This is a genomic window from Anaerosacchariphilus polymeriproducens (genome assembly GCF_003363435.1).
Classification (GTDB): domain Bacteria; phylum Bacillota; class Clostridia; order Lachnospirales; family Lachnospiraceae; genus Anaerosacchariphilus; species Anaerosacchariphilus polymeriproducens.
The window spans coordinates 275675-295002 of the sequence record NZ_QRCT01000012.1 but is presented as its reverse complement, the minus strand read 5'-3'; the positions used below and the strand labels follow the sequence as shown (position 1 = coordinate 295002).

The 19328-nt window shown below is 31.9% G+C and carries 15 protein-coding genes and 1 riboswitch; all 15 genes read right to left on the bottom strand.

Annotation, left to right across the window (positions count from 1 at the left end; all coding sequences use genetic code 11):
- Nucleotides 1–16: 16 nt before the first annotated feature.
- Nucleotides 17–101: riboswitch (ZMP/ZTP riboswitch) on the bottom strand.
- A 51-nt stretch (nucleotides 102–152) separates the two neighbouring features.
- The 15 genes from DWV06_RS04205 to DWV06_RS04135 all read right to left on the bottom strand — a co-directional run bounded on the left by DWV06_RS04205 (nucleotide 153) and on the right by DWV06_RS04135 (nucleotide 19310).
- Complete coding sequence (locus DWV06_RS04205) at nucleotides 153–1100, bottom strand: flavodoxin family protein (RefSeq protein ID WP_115480909.1); 948 nt, start codon at nucleotides 1098–1100, stop codon at nucleotides 153–155.
- Nucleotides 1101–1403: 303 nt separating this feature from the next.
- Nucleotides 1404–1562 carry a helix-turn-helix domain-containing protein gene (locus tag DWV06_RS04200; protein ID WP_115480908.1) on the bottom strand — a complete coding sequence of 53 codons (159 nt, stop codon included), beginning with the start codon at nucleotides 1560–1562 and terminating at the stop codon, nucleotides 1404–1406.
- A gap of 136 nt (nucleotides 1563–1698) precedes the next feature.
- Complete coding sequence (locus DWV06_RS04195) at nucleotides 1699–2436, bottom strand: MBL fold metallo-hydrolase (protein ID WP_115480907.1); 738 nt, start codon at nucleotides 2434–2436, stop codon at nucleotides 1699–1701.
- Between the two features lie 377 nt (nucleotides 2437–2813).
- Entirely contained in the window at nucleotides 2814–3662 is an 849-nt protein-coding gene (gene licT / locus DWV06_RS04190; RefSeq protein ID WP_115480906.1) for a BglG family transcription antiterminator LicT, read from the bottom strand.
- A 22-nt stretch (nucleotides 3663–3684) separates the two neighbouring features.
- Nucleotides 3685–5133, bottom strand: a complete 1449-nt coding sequence (locus DWV06_RS04185) for a glycoside hydrolase family 1 protein (protein WP_115480905.1) — start codon at nucleotides 5131–5133, stop codon at nucleotides 3685–3687.
- Nucleotides 5133–7010 (bottom strand): beta-glucoside-specific PTS transporter subunit IIABC, encoded by a 1878-nt coding sequence (locus DWV06_RS04180; RefSeq protein ID WP_115480904.1) that lies wholly within the window; start codon nucleotides 7008–7010, stop codon nucleotides 5133–5135. The genes DWV06_RS04185 and DWV06_RS04180 overlap by 1 nt, the downstream gene beginning before the upstream one ends.
- Before the next feature lie 203 nt (nucleotides 7011–7213).
- Nucleotides 7214–8962 (bottom strand): ABC transporter ATP-binding protein, encoded by a 1749-nt coding sequence (locus tag DWV06_RS04175; protein WP_115480903.1) that lies wholly within the window; start codon nucleotides 8960–8962, stop codon nucleotides 7214–7216.
- Nucleotides 8955–10757: an ABC transporter ATP-binding protein gene (locus tag DWV06_RS04170; RefSeq protein WP_115480902.1), complete on the bottom strand. Its 1803-nt coding sequence runs from the start codon at nucleotides 10755–10757 to the stop codon at nucleotides 8955–8957. The genes DWV06_RS04175 and DWV06_RS04170 overlap by 8 nt, the downstream gene beginning before the upstream one ends.
- 285 nt (nucleotides 10758–11042) lie before the next feature.
- Nucleotides 11043–11876, bottom strand: a complete 834-nt coding sequence (locus tag DWV06_RS04165) for an AraC family transcriptional regulator (protein WP_115480901.1) — start codon at nucleotides 11874–11876, stop codon at nucleotides 11043–11045.
- 159 nt (nucleotides 11877–12035) lie between these two features.
- Nucleotides 12036–12737: an AroM family protein gene (locus DWV06_RS04160; protein WP_162300571.1), complete on the bottom strand. Its 702-nt coding sequence runs from the start codon at nucleotides 12735–12737 to the stop codon at nucleotides 12036–12038.
- Nucleotides 12738–12748: 11 nt separating this feature from the next.
- Nucleotides 12749–13576 carry a 3-deoxy-7-phosphoheptulonate synthase gene (aroF, locus tag DWV06_RS04155; protein WP_115480899.1) on the bottom strand — a complete coding sequence of 276 codons (828 nt, stop codon included), beginning with the start codon at nucleotides 13574–13576 and terminating at the stop codon, nucleotides 12749–12751.
- Nucleotides 13577–13635: 59 nt separating this feature from the next.
- Complete coding sequence (locus DWV06_RS04150) at nucleotides 13636–14976, bottom strand: MATE family efflux transporter (protein WP_115480898.1); 1341 nt, start codon at nucleotides 14974–14976, stop codon at nucleotides 13636–13638.
- 21 nt (nucleotides 14977–14997) lie between these two features.
- Nucleotides 14998–16023 carry a methyltransferase gene (locus tag DWV06_RS04145; protein ID WP_115480897.1) on the bottom strand — a complete coding sequence of 342 codons (1026 nt, stop codon included), beginning with the start codon at nucleotides 16021–16023 and terminating at the stop codon, nucleotides 14998–15000.
- 3 nt (nucleotides 16024–16026) lie between these two features.
- Nucleotides 16027–17130 carry a U32 family peptidase gene (locus tag DWV06_RS04140; protein ID WP_115480896.1) on the bottom strand — a complete coding sequence of 368 codons (1104 nt, stop codon included), beginning with the start codon at nucleotides 17128–17130 and terminating at the stop codon, nucleotides 16027–16029.
- A 41-nt stretch (nucleotides 17131–17171) separates the two neighbouring features.
- The gene (locus tag DWV06_RS04135; protein WP_115480895.1) at nucleotides 17172–19310 is read right to left on the bottom strand and encodes a hypothetical protein; all 2139 of its coding nucleotides are present in this window, start codon (nucleotides 19308–19310) and stop codon (nucleotides 17172–17174) included.
- Nucleotides 19311–19328: the final 18 nt, after the last annotated feature.

The following is a 19328-nucleotide window of genomic DNA, read 5'->3' as shown; positions in this document are numbered from 1 at the left end:
AAACCGCCTGGGTAAATGAACCTACCCAGGCGGTCGATAATTTTTTATAATCATGCTCCCCATATGATTCTTCATATTATCCGCCAGTTACATGATTAAATTTGTATTTTTTAGTAATTATATTATTATTCGATATTATTGTCAACGCTGAATCACTGGATTGTCTTAAACTTCATGGCTTTATATTTTACAATTTTTTTCTTTACAATATCACACTTTTCTGGATTCCTAAAGAACTCTCCCTGTGTAGACTCAATCTCAATTAAGTGATTTGCTCTTCCTTTTACAGTTGTACGATCGCAGCACAATCCATCCTCTTGTATTACAAATTTCCACTTATCATTATCCGCCTTCACTAATGTTCCACCTGCGCCGCATACCTGACATTCCACCGGAAAACTCGTTCCGTCCCATTGTTCTTCTCCAAGAATCAATGCGTTGGAATGACAGTTCGGGCACCATCCCATATCTTCTTCTCCAAGCCATTTACGTTCCTTTGCCGGTGTATTAATTGCAGTCATTATATTCTCGCCTACTTTTCTGGCTCTTGCAATCATATCATCATGAATTAAACACTGTGCAGGTGCCGGTACTCTTGTTGCAAGATACATATCTATGACTTTTAAATCAACTGTAAACATCGCTGCCTGCATGGATTCAAGTGCCATAGACTGCCATGTACGAGTAGAACCTCCAACTGCAATTAAAGCACTGACTCTGTCTTTATATTCTATTGCACCAATTGATTCTAAAAAAGAAGTTTCATAACTCAAACTTCTTTGGGCGAATTGAGCAAAGGTCGAACATGCCATTAAGTCATATGTAGGTGCTGAAACTATAACCGCATCACTTTCAAATAATACATCCATAATCTTTTTCTTATCATCTTTCTTGTCTAATACGCAACCTACATTCTTGCCATGCAGCATACCCGTTACACAAGAAGTACATCCAGTACAATCCATTATATTATAATTCCTCAAATTAATCATGGTGACATCTGCTCCGGCTTCTTCACAATAATGCAATGCCTCTTTTAACAATATTTCACTGTTACCGTTTTCTCGTCCTGCTGTAATTCCCAAAACTTTTGCTTTCATTTGATTCTCCTCTTCTTAATTTAATCTTCAACTTTATGTGATAAGTTTAACACTTAAAATTTACTGGATGTAAATTAAGATTTTATTAAATTTGTAATCTATAATTAGGGCTGATTCAGCATTTTGAAAAATCATAATGTTATTATCTTGTATACCAGTGCAAAAGAGACGATAACTAACATTAAGCTGCTTACTACTGTTAACACATAAATTATCAGGTCAATCTTTTTTTCTCTTACCAGATTAAAAATAACATTCATATTTTATTCACCTCAGTTTTATTTGGATTTTAATAAATATTCTTCAAGCTTCAGTTTGTGATACCGTTGCTTTCGTCACACCGAGCATAAGAGAAATAGACGTAACTCTTACTTCACCATTTCGTTCATAAAGTTCCAGTATCGTTTTTAAGTAATTTTCCAAAGCAGGAGTAATTATCTTTTTTTCTGCTACTCCATCCATATCTTTTATCCTTCCTTTTATGTAATTTTATCTATCAGTACATTTATTACATATGTTTATTTTAATACAACGGAAATAAAAAAAGTGTATCATCAGATACACTTTAAAATAAATCAAATAAGTAACAATAGAATTCTTAATTACTATATCCATTATTAATAATATCTCTTAATTCCTCTTTTATTCTATTACTTGAATACTCACCGCCATGATAGCAAATTATTTTTTCGATATCATAATTCATAATTTTTTCTATTGATTTAATTTCCTCTTCTTCATCTAATACAAAACGCTTATCAGCAATCGCAAGCACACCATCTTCAGAAACTAACATATCTCCACTAATCAGTGTTTTCTCAGGCTCAAAATATAGTGATATATGTCCTGGCATATGCCCAGGAGTCTCAATGACTTTTACTCCATCACATATCATATCGCCATCAGACAGCGTAGTAACATTGTCTAAATATTTGACACTTCTCAACATTTGGATAAATCCATCATTGAATTTTTTAGCATCACCTTTTAACGTTTCTCCATTTCTTTCAGCCAGTTCTAACCGTAATGATTTCTTCTTTCCTAAAATATATGGTTCTTGTTCCTTAGAACATTTCACTTCAATATTAGGATATTTTTCGATAAGCTCATTTGCAGCTCCCATATGATCGTGATCATAATGTGTCAAAATAACTTGCGTGAGATTATGTATATTTAATCCTATTTTGTCAAAAGCCTTTTCAATATCTGATAAGAACATTGGATATCCAACATCGACCATAATTAAACTATCGTTATTTTTTATTACAACCGGATAGATATAAAAACTCATTTCTTCCATCTCAAATAGCAAAGGCAGGGTAAATAATTCTGTCATACAAAATCCTCCATTTACGAATCTTTTTGCTTAAATAAAACACCATATAAACTTTAAATTATCTTTTTATGGTAGTTATAATATTACTATTAAAATTTATATTAACATTTTTGACCAAACAAAACAACACACCTGCACCTTAACTATACGCTAGTTTCAACCAAAAATTTTTCAATCAGCTTAACTCTATCCTCTCGTTTTCTTCTTTTATTTGCGTTTAATTGTAATACTACTTTTCAGCTATTATAATTTCTTGATTGATTATTTTTATATAACATTTAGTTAGTCTTACGGTATTTGGATGAATATTGAACATTCTCGCTAAATCTGTTGTATTATAATATTTTATTTCCATTCATATCTTTGTATATTCCTCGTTAAAATTGTTCCTCAACTGCATTAAGCCTTTGAATATGAACTACTAAATATGCCATTTCTTCAAATGGTAAATGTAATTGATATTTTTCATGAAAATACTCGTCAATTTTCATAGCACAGAGAAATGCTTCTTCATATTTATTCTTCATTTGTTCATAAAGAGTATTGTCGTTATCGTCTAATAACTTATTAGAAAAAAATCGTTCTACAAAATATTTAATATGAGTGATGAACCTTGAGTAATGTATACTTTCAGCATCTATTTTAGTATTTAAGGAATACTTTACTATATTCACGACAACTCCCACTAACTTTGCAGATTTCATAGCATCTAAAGATTCTTCTTTTTCATTTTGTGCATTTATTAAATGAAATACAATATTCGCTGCTTCTTCTTCCGGAAGAGTAATATTAAATTTGGTGTTAATTAATTTCAGAGCATACAACCCTACAGCAAATTCCTTAGAATAAAAATTTTTAATTTCCCAAAATACTTTATTTGTTATTTTGATATTTTCTATATAACGCTTAATAGCGAAATTCAAATGGTCCGCTAAAATAAAATATAGACTATCATTAAAATTTACGTTCAATACATTTTGAGCATATGTGATAATATCTTGCGTTACTTCAATCAGTTTTGGAGGAATTGTATTTACTAGGTAATTGATTCTATCCAATTCTTTATTATCTACAGGTATAAAGATCTGCTCAACACTTTGCTTATTGATAATCATACCCGTTTTTTTACCATAACCTATTCCTTTTCCAAGCAAAATAAACTTTTTTCCATCTTCATTATTTGCTAAAACCACACTCGAATTTAATACCTTCTCTATCGTATACAAAGCAACTCCTCCAATACTTATTTTAATCTTCTATATTATTTCCGTTACTTGCTATCACTTTTTTATACCATTCAAATGATTTTTTCTTATAACGTTTTAACGAACCTTTTCCTTCGTTATCACGATCGACATAGATAAAGCCATATCGTTTCTTCATTTCGCCAGTCCCTAATGAAACCATGTCAATTGGCCCCCACCAAGTATATCCCATGATTTCTATCCCTTCTGAAATGGCTTTACCAATTTCTTTTATATGGGAACGTAAATAATCGATACGATAGGTATCATTGATACTACCATTCTCTTCTAATATGTCATTCGCTCCAAGACCATTTTCTGCAATCATCAAAGGTATTTGATATCTATCATATAATTGGTGCAATGTCCATCTTAATCCAATTGGATCTATCTGCCAACCCCAATCACTGACTTTTACATATGGATTTTTTATACCATCTAATATGTTTCCCTGGATCCGTTCTTCATTCGGATTTGTACTTACACAGATACTTTGATAATAACTGAATGCGCAAAAATCTACAGTTCCTTCCCTAAGTATTTTTTCATCTTTGGAGTCCATTTTAATTGAGATGTTCTGTCTTTCAAAATATTTTTTTGCAAATGAAGGATAATATCCCCTGATATGTACGTCTCCGCATAAATAATTTCTAAGCTGCATAGCTTCGTTTGCTAACATCATATCTTCAGGTCTACATGTCAATGGATATTGGCACATGTACGCCAGCATACATCCCAATTTAAAATCAGGATTAATTGTCTTAGCAAGTTTTACAACTTCTGCACTCGCCACAAATTGATGATGCAGAGCCTGATAGCGCATATTATCCGGTATCTGCTTCGGTTGTACCGGTGCCCCATTTTCATCATATAATAATGCTCCTCCTTGGAACGCTTTTATATCTAAAGTCAAACAATTAATTTCATTAAAGGTAATCCAATATGTAACATCATTTTTATATCTTTTAAATAAAACTTCACAGTATTTAACAAAATGATCGATTGTTTCTCTACTATACCATCCATTATACTTTCTTGTTAAATAAAATGGAGATTCATAATGAGATATCGTTACAAGAGGTTCTATATTATATTTTTTTAATTCTTTCAATACATTATCATAAAATTCTAAGCCTGCTTCATTTGGAGTATCTTCGACTCCTGTTGGGAAAATTCTTGACCATGCGATAGAGAAGCGAAACATTTTAAATCCCATTTCAGCAAACAACTTAATATCCTCTTTATAATTATGATAAAAATCTATCCCTACATGCGATGGAAAATAAACATCTTTTTCTATGCTTTCATATACCTTTCTTGTTTTATTAAATGCTGCTGCACTTACATGGTCTTGGGTACTTTCTCCCTTTCCATCTTCTAAATAAGCACCTTCACATTGATTTGCCGCAATGGCACCTCCCCAAAAAAAATCCTTTGGAAATAAATTTTCCATTATTGTACCTCCATTTTTGAAATTTCCATAATTACATTTTGATTATTTTCTTTTATATAAGAATTTTTATCGATGAAATAATGAGCACTATTCGTAATCACTACCGGTATTACGCTGTCAAAGCCTGAAGATTTAATTTCATTCAGATTAAATTTTATAAGCAGATCCCCAGCTTTTACTTTATCACCTATTTTTATTTTGGGTTCAAAGGGTCTCCCATCAAGTTGAACGGTATCAATTCCTATATGAATCAGCAATTCTGCTCCGTTTTGAGCTTTCAGGGCAATGGAATGTTTTGTATCAAATAACATCATTACTTCTCCATCACAAGGTGCATATAAATTTCCATCTACTGGTTTAACAGCAAATCCGTCCCCTAATATCTTTTTAGAAAAAATATCATCCTTCACTTCGTTAAGAGGTATTACCTCGCCTTTAATTGGTTGTACAATGCTAACTGTACTGTCACTAGCTATCATGCTGACAGTCTTTTCCTCTTTACTTATCTCATCTTCATTTATTAAAATATCCTGTTTACCTGTATCTTCTTTCCATAAAATAAAGGTTACTACAAATGATACTACAAAAGATACTACAAAACCTATTATTGCAAAAATAAAATTACTTCCGTTACTCTCATCGATATACATTGAAATACTTGCTAGACCTGGCCCTACAAGAGCAAATGCTGCTACCCCAAATAAACCAATACTTAAGCCGCCAATAAAACTTGAAATCATAACACCGGCAAGTACCCTTTTTCTTTGTAAGGTCACACCATAAAGAGCTGGTTCCGTAATACCAAATAGAGCTGAGATACCTGCAGATAATGCTGTTGACTTTAGTTCTGTATTTTTTGTACGAAGTGCTACCGCAAAACAAGCTCCGCTTTGGGATATATTGTGAGCTAAAGATGCCGGTAAGTATAACAGCTCTTTACCTACTCCTGTAATGGATGATATTGCATATGGAACTAATACTTTATGCATACCAGTAGCAATCATAAATGGTAATATCGCAGCTACAAGGCCTACTGCTATCCAACCAAATTTTTGAAATAAAAATAATATAACATTAGTTAATCCTGTACCAAAGAAAAATCCGATAGGCCCTAATAACAATAGCGTAATTGGTACTGTGACTAACAATGAGACCATTGGCACAAAGAAAATACGTATTGATTTTGGTGATATCTTAGTGAAAAATTTTTCCATGAAGGAATAAAAAATAACACTTAAAATAGCAGGAAATACTTGTGACGGATACGAAACATTTGTAATAGGAATTGACAAAAAGGAGGCTCCTTCACTTAGAAGTGTTGTCATATTCGGAAGTAAAAGTGCACATATAACACCCACGGAAACTAAATTATTCACCTTCAATTTTGTGGATGTAGTAATGGCAACCATAATTGGTAAAAAGTAAAAGACTGCATCGCCAATATAACTTAGAATAAGAAAAGTCTGACTTGTCTTATCTATAAGATGTAACATGGACAATAAAAGTAACATGGCCTTTAACATTCCAGCACCAGCAACAGCCGGAATAATAGGTTGAAAAATGCTGATTATAAAATCTAAAATAAAATCTCCTATTTTTTTCTTTTCTGTACTTGTTTTCTTGGCATTCTTTTCAAATTGTCCAAGTTTTAGTATCTCATCGTAAATTTCAACTACATTGTTTCCTACGATAACTTGACATTGGGCTGCCATAGATACGCCCAAAACGCCCGGAACCTTTTCTAGAGCTTTTACATCAACTTTTTTATTATCAATAAGTGAAAATCTTAATCTTGTAGAACAATGCTCTAAGTGAGAAACATTATTCACATTACCAACGTAATTTAGAATGTCAGTTGCTGTTTTTTTGTAATCCATATTAAATTCTCCTCTTCGAATTATTTGAATAAACTTAAATTTTGGCCAAAACAATAACTAACAAAAAAAGATCTCTAAAAATAATAATGATATCATTATTTTTAGGGATCCTGCCTGCTTCACCAGTAACATGTCCGATTCTTTATTTTGTTAGTTTTATTATATAACATTTAGGCACAGTTAACAAGTGAAAATATAAATTTTTAGCTGCATATCAAAGAATTATCTTGATATTGCGTCTTTAGCATTGATGAAAAAGTACCTTGCTTTTCTTTCAATTCCAAAGGTGTGCCCGTCTCTGTAATAAAACCATCTTTCATAACGACAATTTTATCTGCTCCTAAAACAGTCCTCATACGATGGGCAATAATTAAAACCGTCTTATTTTTTACAAGTGCGCCAAGTGCATTTTGAATTTTACTTTCATTTTCTGCATCAAGAGATGCTGTGGCTTCATCAAGCAAGATAATTGGTGCATCTTTTAATATCGCTCTTGCTATTGATATTCGTTGTCTTTCACCTCCGGATAATCTTTCTCCGTTTTCGCCAATTAAGGTATTATATCCTTGCGGAAGCTTTTCAACAAATTCATCACATTGCGCAAGCTTTGCTGCTTTTATTACTTCTTCATCAGTTGCATCTTTTTTTCCAAGACGAATATTATCCATAACGCTTGAATTAAAAAGTGTAACATCCTGAAAAACAATTGAGTAATGATTCAGAAGCGTTTCAGGATCAATTAATGAAATATCCTCACCGCCTAAAGTAATAACACCTTTTTCTATATCCCAAAATCTTGCAGTCAACTTTGCTATTGTGCTTTTCCCTCCACCGGAAGGACCTACAAGTGCTGTCACTTCTCCTTGCTTTGCTACGAAATTTACTCTATTTAATGTTTGCACTCCCTCTTGATATGAAAAACTAACATCTTTAAATTCGATATCATAGTTTTTAGGGTTAAATTCGGATTTTCCATTTTGTCTTGGCATTTCATCCATCTCTTTCATGCGTTTTATACGTACGTTCAGATACAAAAGTAATGCAAAATTATTCATTGCATCCATAATTGGATTATAAATACGTGCTGTAACCACAAGAAATACTAGGTATGTAAAAATACTCACTTCACCCGTTGACAATAGATACGCACCGTATAATATAACACTTGGAAGACCTAGTTTTAAAAACACATAGGACAGATTAATAAACGCTCCTATCAAAAGTTCTCCTTTAATCAAAAGTTTTTCATAATTGTCAAGTTTGGAATTCAAAGAATTTGAAAAAGTATCTTCTCTATTATAAGATTTTATTTCTTGAGCAGAGTCTAATCCCTCTTGAATTTTATCAGAAATATCCCTCTTTATATGATAGAATTTTTCATGCATGCTATTTTGAAGCTTTCTCGACAAATAGAAAACTAAAATTGAGACCGGCACTACCCAAAATACAGCTAATGACAACTTCCAATTATAAAAAAACATCATTACTCCCATAATAAAAACAGTCACTACGGCTGCATAAATTTGAGGAACTGAATGAGAAAAGAGCATTTCTATCTGTGTAGCATCTTCCATTATCGTGGAACTTAAATCCGCAATATCCTTCTTTCCAAAAAAAGCTAACGGCAGCCTTCTCAATGTTTCAGCCAAACTTATCCGTCTTCTTGCACTTTCTTCATATATCTTGGTATAGGTTGAATTATACTGAAAATATGCAATAGCTAGCATTACAATAAAAAATACTACCGACATAACCATATAATATATCAAACTACTTTTCGGACTATCTGTAGATTTTATAACCATACTCATGTATTCTTCCAGAAATTTAAAACCAAGCATAATCGGAAGCATATAACTAATATCAACTACGACAGTCCAAATAATTGCACGAAAAAGGTCTTTTGCGCCTTTTTCTGACATGGCATATTTATTTTGAAAATACTTAAGCATATTGACCTCCTATATTGACATCTTTAGAAACAATTTTCCATGCAACAGATTCTTGATATTCATCCCACATCTTTTTATAAACACCACCCTTATTCAACAATTCTTCATGCGTTCCTTCTTCTGCAATTTTTCCATTATCTACAACTAATATCCGATCTACATTTTGTACACTTGTGAGACGATGCGCAATCATAATTGTTGTTTTTCCACGGCTAAGTTCTTTAAGAGCTTTTTGAATCAAGTGTTCATTTTCTGGATCTGCAAAGGCAGTAGCTTCATCTAAAAGCACAATGGGTGCATTCTTTACCATTGCTCTGGCAAGCGCAATTCTTTGTTGCTCCCCTCCTGAAAGATAAGTTCCTTTCGTTCCAATTACCGTATCAATTCCGTCTTTGAGATTATCAATAATTTCTCTTGATTGTGAAAATTCAATTGCTTTATTGATTTCTTCTTCATTCGCATTTTCTTTACCAAAAATTATATTTTCTCTTAATGAACCTTTAAATAACTTTGTATTTTGAAAAACCAAAGAAATACTTTCCATCAGCTCTTTTTTAGAAATATCCTTAACATTGATTCCTCCAATCAATACTTCCCCTTCATCTACATCCCAAAAACGTGCAGCTAATCGGGTAATTGTTGTTTTTCCTCCTCCAGAAGCTCCTACCAGTGCAATCGTTTCTCCTTCTTTTAATTGGAAGCTGATTTTATCAATAACCCGCTTCTCACTTCCTTCATAGGAAAACACTACATCTTTAAACTCCAAACTATAATTATTTATTCTTTTCTCCTTCTTGGAATATTTCATACCAGGATAATCTAAAAGGTTATCCAGTCTATCAATTGCCTGCTCTGCTATCATAGTATTTTGCTGAAAATGCATCGATTTCATTAATAACATCGTAAAAATTGGTGATATAAGAATATAAAAAACAAAATCAGCAAGCACAAGTGGGAGATTTTCTCCTCTTCCTATCAAAAAAATAGCCATTGGAATCAGAAAGAATGCCGCAGATTGCATAACAGTACTATAAAATGACATCGGCTTTTGCCAAAGCAGCGTATATGCATGAACCATCTCTTTATATTTCATTATGCTGTTATAGAATCGTTTAAAAGAAAAAATAGTCTGACCAAATGTTTTTACAACCGGAATCCCACGGATATATTCCACTGATTCTGAACTCATTTCCTCTAAAGAATCATAATACATTTTTTGAAACTTCTTCCCTTCAGCGCTCATCATAAATCTCATCGTTACAAAACCTAAAGCGATTGGGACTAACGAAGCTACACCCATTCTCCAGTCCACAAAAAAAATCAGAATCATAAGAATAACAGGTGACACAATACTGCCAGCCATATCTGGGAGCTGATGTGCCAGAAATGTATGAGTCGTTGCCGCTCCATCGTTAACGATCTTTCGTATTTTACCGCTTAAATGTTTATCAAAAAATCCAAGAGGCATATCAAGTATTTTTTCCATTCCAACTTTCTGCATTCCCACCTCAACTCGAAAAGCAGCAAGATGCGAACTCATAAGCGCTAAAAAATATATAACGATTCCTCCTATTGCACTTGCAAATGCTAACCACGCATAAAAACTAATATTTGTAATATCTATCGACTTCGAAGATAAAATATCGCGTATTATGTACCACACAAGTAAAAATGGCAAGATATTAAGAATCGCAGATATTCCTGATAAGATTAACGACAAAGGTAAAAGAACTTTTTTCTTACCCATGTAGGGTATAAACCTTTTTAAAATAAAACTTTTTTTCGATGTTGACATACTGTTTCTCCTCCCATCTAAATATGTTAAAATAATATCCTAGTCTTTTTATTCTACTAATACGAATAGCACCCCCCTAAAAAAATTTCTATGCCTTGCAGTTAGTTTTATCTAACCTTATTGCATTTTTTTGAGGTTCATTAGAACCTCATAGATAAACTTTATTAAAACTAAAATAACACTGTTATATTTTATCTTTTGTAAAAAACATTGTCAAGTTATTTCATAAATTCCAGCCTTTTTGAGAAATTATATCAATACTTTCTTATATTTTCTAAATTTACTCTATTTTATGGGTATACATATATCCATTACAACATGCATGTTTTCACAATCTACCGACCGATATATATCCAATCCATACCTTTCATCCATTTCATAACCACTATTTGGCAGCCAAATATTAAAAAGCCCTTGATATGAATAAAAAATATCTTTTATAGATCCTTTAAAACGGCAAGCAGCAAATTTGCCCCCTTGAATCATAGTAACATTATCAAGGGAACAGTTCTTATCGACCGTAATACAAATATCATACAAACATTGCTCTATACTAGTTATCGAAGGATCATCATAGGATCTTTCAATCATAAGTGTATCTTCATTAATAAGGTCTTTATACTTTTCCAAAAAATTAAACCAATTTCTTCCCAATTCAATATAGTTTCCAATATGTCTTTCATAAATAACAAAGAAATCATCTAATTCCTGTATTTTAATTTTTCGATCATATTCTTCAAAAGATTTAAACCCAGCACTCTTATTCTGATAAAAAGGATGGGGGATACAGGTAGTATTTATACGCTTTCTGAATTCTGCTGGAGAGACATTATGATGTTTTTTGAACACAGAACTATAATTGGAAGGACTATATCCAAAAACTATTCCAATGTCTGTAATGGTTCTATCCTTTTCAATCTTCAGTCTCAATGCACTTTGCTCCATTTTTAATCGTTTAATGAATGCATAAATACTTTCTCCAGTTTCCTCTTTAAAGACTCTGCTAAAGTAATATTTAGAAAAATGACAATAACATGCAACATCTTCAATGGTAATATCCTCATTAAGATGTTGCATGATATAATCTATCCCACGACTAACTAATTTGTTCTTTATCATAATACATTTCTCCCAGTGTTTTCTGTTATCATTTTACATAAATAAATTTTATATTACAAGAAGATAACTATACTTTTTTGCATTTGGAAGGGGCAAGGAGTTATTGATCTTATATTATATTCGTTATTAAAATCTGATACTAAAATTTAATATTTCATATCAAAAATAAATCAGTTCTTTCACCTTATAGGCAATACTTGCTCTTGATAGTATAACTGTTTTACCGGTTTCTTCTCTTAGCAAAGTCTCCATCTCTGCGGTATATCCCATGCAATCTAACACAATTAGATTTAAATTATTCTCAAATTTAAACGCATTTGCAACTTCCATCAACTTATTTTTATGTGAATATGGGGGTATAGACTTTACTATGGGATTTAGACCAATTTTAATCCATGACTTTTTGCAGTGTTCAATTTGTCCGTGATCAGGTACCACCACACCTATTTTATCACTTTCTTGTGCGAAGTTCTTAACAACCTCATGTAACACTTCATTAGGAATAATGAGTGGTTTATTAGCATTCAATCTTGGAAATTCTGACGTACACAATAATAACATCAAGTCTACAGAATCTTCAATCTGGTTAATACAACGTTGAACTTCATCTATCACTATCTCTTCGTTCATAACAACCTCTGTACCATCATCCAATGTTGATATGAGTAATCTGTGAGGGTTGTCCAACCTAAATTTTTCTATTATCTCCTCTCTATTGTAAGAATCTAAAATTCCTATTCGTTTTATTTTTATAGATTTATCAAGTACTCCTTCTATTTCGTCTATCAATTCACTGTTTTTCGATTGTCCAATGGATATCAATCCAATCGTTTTTTGCTTTTTGGATTCATGTTTTATCATACAAAACCTCCTTAACATATATTATCTTCCTGATATAATTTTTCTCGAACTGAAACCAGTGATGCCGACTTACTTACTATAGCACCAAATTCTTTAGGCAACAGTGCCTGTTCTCCATCACTTAGTGCTTTTTCTGGATAATCATGGACTTCTATCATAATACCATCACTTCCTGCCATTATACTGCTAAGACTCATCTTTTCTATGAGTTCCCTTTTACCAGTTCCATGTGAGGGATCTGTAATAATTGGTAAATTTGTTAAATACTTTATTGCAGCTACAGCGCTTAAATCCATTGTATTTCTGGTATAATTCTCTGATGTCCGGATTCCCCTTTCACATAAAATCACTTTATGATTACCACCACTCAAAATATACTCTGCACTACATAGCCATTCATGTATAGAAGTATTTAACCCATTTTTCAAAACTACCGGTATATCAATTTTTCCTAATTCTTTTAGCAAAGAATAACATTGTGCATTACGTGCTCCAACTTGTATCATATCCACATACTTCACTGCGTTTTCTAAGTCCCTAACATCCAGGACTTCAGTTATTACAGGTAAACCGGTAATATCTCCAGCTTCCTTCAAGTATTCTAACCCTTTCATACCTAATCCTTGAAAGGAATATGGAGATGTACGCGGTTTAAAAGCGCCACCTCTGATAACATTACCACCATATTTTTTTATCAATTTACCGATTCTTATAATCTGTTCCTCTGATTCAATACTACACGGTCCTCCAATTATTATAAAATCTCTTCCAATTTTTAACTCCTTTATTTTATATGTGTTAAAATGAAGCTTTTCTAATGAATATTTTAACTCTTCCAATCTCGTTCCTCCTTATAAAACTATTCTCTACTTAGTCTATAAAGAATTATTTCGGCTGCCTATCTATTAATTAACTCTTTCCTTTTCTTAAGATATAAATATGTCAACGAAATGAACAGCGTTATCACTTCTGCCAAGGGAATCGATAGAAACACTTTTTCATTCATAAACAAATAATTTAATATTAAAATAAATATGATAGGCAATAACAATGACCTAAGAATAGAAAAGACAAATGATAACATTGGTTTTAATGTACTTGTAAAATAACCAGTTATTACAATATTGATTCCATTAATTAAAAAAGCCGGCCATAACATACCAATATAAGCTAATGCCAATTCAGATATTTTTTCCTCTTTATTCTTCAAGAAGATAGTAATCCAAATATCATCAAGTAAGTATAACGTACTTGCAATACAAATCCCCAGCATCAAAGTGAATAGTATTGATACTTTCATAAATTTATAAACTCGCTTCAGTTTTTCTGCACCATAGTTGATACTAATCGGACCATTCATTGATGTTGCAACTCCATAGTCAATAAGGCAGCTACTATACAGGAAAAAATTAATCGTAGTAAATGCTGCTACACCTTCTACTCCTGACTGTATCATTAATACATGATTAAAAGCAAAAGCTACAATTCCACTTGAAGTTTCATTTAAAAACTCTGAAATTCCATTAAACATTGAAAATAAAATGTCTTTTGTGAATTTTGCCGACTTTACGAAGTGCAAAGTACTTTTTTTACTAAAAAAAATAGGGATTAAAATAAAAAATGTCATAGACTGTGATATTCCGGTAGCCAATGCAGCACCCTTTATTCCCAAACTGAATATTACTATTAATACAAAATCAAGTATCACATTCATTATCGCACTAAATAATAACGCAAATGAAGACAAACCAGGTTTACCATTAACTCTTGCAAAAAAACTGATTCCAATCCCTAGTAACTGAAATGGTAAAAAGTATGTATAATTTTTTATATATACTACTACCTCATTTATGATATCTTTATTAGCCCCCAGTATATGTGCAAGATGATATGGAAATATTAGAACTAAAATACATGTAATAACTATAAAAAATACCATTATTTGAATAACTTTTGAAAATGCTTCGGAAGCACCTTTATTATTTCTCTCACCAATTAATTTGCCACTAAGTACACAACCTCCTGCACTCAACATAGTTGTAATTCCAAGTAGAAAAGAAACATATGGAACAATCAAGTTAATAACAGCCAGAGCCTTAGGACCAATATATCTCCCTAAAAATATACCATCTATGATTGATGCAGAACAAATCGCCATCATTCCAAGTATAGTAGGTATTGCATAAGTGAAAAATAATCTTATAACATTATCTGTTGTAACATCTAATTTGTCGTTCAAAATAATCCTCCTAAATTTTAACTATTTATATGCGATTACAGCAGAAAACGGTCCATTTAGATTTATTACATCGTATCTTTTGAAACCTATTTTGTTACACCACGACTTTAACTCTTGTATCGAAAAGTCAAATGCTTCGCCAAATTCCAATAACATATTTAGCGATTGTAAAAACCCAGCACAACACTCCCTACGTTCATCATCTATCATCATTTCTATCACTATAAATACGCCATCACTTGGTAATGCTTCATAAACTGCTGTAATTAGATTTTTTTTGGTTTCCAAATTCCAATTATGTAATATCATTCCCATCGTAATGATTTCTGCTTTTGGTAACGGATCGTTTAAAAAATTGCCGGAGACAATCTTTATTCTTTCATCTAATCTATGCCTTATTACATTTTTCTTTGCAATAGTCTCCATAGCGTCTAAATCAAAGCTTGTACAAATTATATTGTCATATTCTTTTGCAACGCATATTGAAAGTAAGGCTGTAGATCCTCCTATATCACATAAAGAATTATATCTTGAAAAATCAAATTTTTTGGATAATAACCGATAGTTTTCACCTGAAGCACCTGCCATTGCATTTGCAAAGTCTTCTGTGAGTTTTGGATCCGAATAAATATTTTCATAATATGTTTTTCCTTTATATAAAATTTCATTTTGAGGTTTCCCATTTTTTAATGCATCTGTCAAATTATCCCATAAATTATATAGTCTTGAATTAGCAAGTTCAAGAATACCACCTGCATAATAAGGACTCTTTTTATTTAAATATAATTCAGCCTCCTCTGAATTACTGTAAATCGCTTTCACACCTACACCATCACGTTTTAAAATGCCAAGACAAAGTAAGCAATCTAAAAAGTCCCACAGTCCACGCGGGTGTAATTTTAGTTTTTCTCTTATTTGCTCACCTGTCATTCCACCTTTGTCAAGTATTGTAAACATATCAAATTCCAACGCTGCCAATAATACCTTTGCTTGTTGAAAAGCAAATCCTGTATCAATTATTTTTCTTAATCCATTCCTAGCTATCATCTATCATTTCTCCCCTCTTAATTCCTTTAAATCCTTGCTAAATTTATCATATTTATCAGAATTAACGTAATTTCTGATTCTTTCTACATTATGTAAGTCCATCACTTTTTCAATAAAACTATCACAGTACCCACACTTATCGCACATATTTCTGCAAAAATTTTCTTCTTCAATAAAAGGTCGTATAAAATCATCTAGCTTTTTATTATCAATATATACAGATGGTATAAAATTTTTATCAAAGAGCATAATTAATTCCCAGAGATTCCCTTCGAATGACTCCTTAAAATAATATTCGACCGCTCTGGCCGGATCAGCAGTTTTTATTACATCTCGCCCCTGTATTTTAAAATACTTAATGCCTATTTTTTCATATTCTTTGATGTCTTCCGGCCTGATCCAACTATTTTTTAGAAAAATACTTGGATCATTTAACATTCTCTGACTACATCTTGTTATATAATATTTATAGCTGGAATCATATTCAACTGAATCAAAAATATAGCTATTGTAATGAAACTGTCTATATATACAATTTTTATAACATACAACGTTGGTAATGACTTCTACCTTATCCCCAAAACTATTTCTTATCTCTTTAAGTGTTCTAAAATCTCTGTTTACCGCTTCTTCGGCAACGATTCTATCAACTCCCAAATTTTTATATGCACGTGCTTTATTAGGAGTATTAATAGATGAAATAGCAGAAGCCTTTACTTTCAATTCAGGATTTACTGATTTAATAATTTCAATTAAAGATGGTAAACTTACTGTCATTGAATCGATTCCTATATCACATATTGCTTTTAAAAATTCTTTAATTCTTATAAGTCCGGAGTTTGTAATTTCCATATTTTTAATCGAAGGTGCATTTAGTGTATAGTCAAACCCAATTCCATGATTCATAGAATACTTAACATACTGTTTTAATTTATTTTTGTCTAACTCAGGAAGTGTATCGGCCGATCTTCCTGAACCATATATATTTCCAAGTGTAATATTTCCATATGTTTCCTGCACTTTCGAATTCGTGTATTTCTCATTTAATTCTACATATTTATCAATCGTTTCTAATTTAAAATCAGCCGGAATACTATAATATTTCATATATATATCTTGGGATTTAAAAATCCCTTCCTCCTTTTCTATTATTGATTAATACCATATTTCTGTACAATAAAAGAATGGACTTCCCCTAAAATCGGGAAAAAATCAACGTTTAATCCTTTATAATACCTTTGTTTTAGTTCTAATAATTTTTGTTTTTCATTCTGTTGTATAATTGGCCATTCTATTGAAAGTCTGTTAAAACCTTTTCTAATTACTTCAGATGAAATAACAAAACTTTGCTTCGTCCACATTGTGTTCACAGTCATTGTACCTACTTCATGGTTGTTTATAAAAACTTGGACTGTATTATTTTTTCGACTATTACCTATTGGCAATCTGCATGTTAATTCTACTTTTAAATCTTGTTCTCCATCTGCAACCAATGAAAAGAAAGAACTTGGCCACCATGACCTGTAAAAAGGAAGAATTCTACGTGTTCCATTTTCTGAATCCATTGCCATTCTTATGTGGGAATTAATCCACTCAATATACGCTGGCTCAGTTAAATCAATTCCTCTATCCAATGCTTTTATATAAGGGGTCTGATATTCCTTTCGTAAGTTATTCCCTTTATATCCATTATCTTCTAACGTTCTGCAAATCGCTTCAATAGTCAATGCATCAACTCCCGGCGCCTCTTGTGCTACCGGAAAATCTAATGGCGAATTCATAAGTTCAAATAATTTTTGACCAGATTTACTTAAAGTAAAACCTGCCCCTTTTGCACAACTCCTCGCTTTTACATATAATTCCATAATATCAAGTACTGTTTTATCGTAGTCAACCGCCTTCTGAAATAAATCACAATATTTTTTAATATCAAATTCATATGTAACAGGCCTATTTAAATGCGAATTATATAAAGCCGCACAAAAATATGATACTGCTAACGCAGATGGGTCAGTCTCTAATGAAGAAGTATTTTCTATTAAATAAGTCCAATCTTTTTTATTATCATTCACACTATTTATAATTAGACTAGCAATGGGAGCCATTACTATATGGAAACCTTCTGGATTAAGATGACAGTAGTCTACAAATACTTTTTTACCTAACACTGTAATACCAGAATATTCTATTAATATTTTTTCCAGATCAATAAACTCTATATTAGGACAAGAAGAATTATTCTCATTGTATTCTCTGCGAATAAATGTTGAGACACCAGGAAATGATGTGAATTCATCAAATATAAGGGAGTTATCACATTCCGATTCAAAGTATTTATAAGCATCCTCATTCTTTCCTAATGCAGTATAACAGTTTGCAATAATTCTACTCGATGTAGAATTATATCCTTCATCTATCTCGTACATTCTTTTTCCAAATTTTAACGCACTTTCAAAATTTCTAGTATTATATGATTCTATTGCTAAACGATAATTTTGATACCATTCCAATGTTTTGTCATTATTAAGCCAATGCAATGGCACTCTTCTTTCCCAATCAAAATAATTTAATGGAGGGATAGCAAATATAAATTTTGTTTTTCTATTGTCAGCTGCCATATTATTAATTTGTTTCATAATATTTTTAGCTAACTTTTTTGTATTTTTTCGATAAGTTTCAATAACTCCTAATAGACCATTTTTGTCTATAGAATCGGCATACTTTTTCCGCCTTGAAAAAGCCCCATTGTGTTCGACCATAAGGTCTGAAAACCAGTTGTTTCCTGCTACTATAACAATATAATCGGGCTTTAGTTGTAAAGAATTTTTACAAGTTTCTATCAGTGCTCCGGCATTCATACAATTTTTAGTCAAATCCATCACTTCCCATAAGTGATTGGAATTAACTTTTAGATAATTAGATAACACTTTAGCCGGAGTTATCGCTGGCGTGAAAAACATTCCTGCAGCAACGGATTCTCCTATAAAACAAACCCGTTTATCAACCTCTTTTTTTCTTAACTTAAACTGGCCGCATGTACTTTCCCAAAAAACTGAATCCGATTGTACTATTCTTTTAAATACAATCTCCTCATCTTGTTTCGCTGGGTGCCAGGTTCCAATTGCATGGAAACCATTCTCATCTTTCTCAGTTTTGGGGATATTACTTGTCATTATATTTGTATCATCTTCACTAAAAAGTTGCAGTTGCATAAGTCTTAATAATTCCAATCCCGACTCATCTTCTGCCTGTAACACTTGTGTTAATTTTTCCATATATGAATTCATAGTTTTTCCACCTCACTT

Excerpts from the sequence above, each read along its gene's own strand:
- DWV06_RS04205 (WP_115480909.1), bottom strand. The coding sequence starts at position 1,100 with ATGAAAGCAAAAGTTTTGGGAATTACAGCAGGACGAGAAAACGGTAAC.
- DWV06_RS04145 (WP_115480897.1), bottom strand. The coding sequence starts at position 16,023 with ATGATAGCTAGGAATGGATTAAGAAAAATAATTGATACAGGATTTGCT.
- DWV06_RS04140 (WP_115480896.1), bottom strand. The coding sequence starts at position 17,130 with ATGAAATATTATAGTATTCCGGCTGATTTTAAATTAGAAACGATTGAT.
- DWV06_RS04200 (WP_115480908.1), bottom strand. The coding sequence starts at position 1,562 with ATGGATGGAGTAGCAGAAAAAAAGATAATTACTCCTGCTTTGGAAAAT.
- DWV06_RS04180 (WP_115480904.1), bottom strand. The coding sequence starts at position 7,010 with ATGGATTACAAAAAAACAGCAACTGACATTCTAAATTACGTTGGTAAT.
- DWV06_RS04170 (WP_115480902.1), bottom strand. The coding sequence starts at position 10,757 with ATGTCAACATCGAAAAAAAGTTTTATTTTAAAAAGGTTTATACCCTAC.
- DWV06_RS04135 (WP_115480895.1), bottom strand. The coding sequence starts at position 19,310 with ATGAATTCATATATGGAAAAATTAACACAAGTGTTACAGGCAGAAGAT.
- DWV06_RS04160 (WP_162300571.1), bottom strand. The coding sequence starts at position 12,737 with ATGATAAAACATGAATCCAAAAAGCAAAAAACGATTGGATTGATATCC.
- DWV06_RS04185 (WP_115480905.1), bottom strand. The coding sequence starts at position 5,133 with ATGGAAAATTTATTTCCAAAGGATTTTTTTTGGGGAGGTGCCATTGCG.
- DWV06_RS04165 (WP_115480901.1), bottom strand. The coding sequence starts at position 11,876 with ATGATAAAGAACAAATTAGTTAGTCGTGGGATAGATTATATCATGCAA.
- DWV06_RS04175 (WP_115480903.1), bottom strand. The coding sequence starts at position 8,962 with ATGCTTAAGTATTTTCAAAATAAATATGCCATGTCAGAAAAAGGCGCA.
- DWV06_RS04195 (WP_115480907.1), bottom strand. The coding sequence starts at position 2,436 with ATGACAGAATTATTTACCCTGCCTTTGCTATTTGAGATGGAAGAAATG.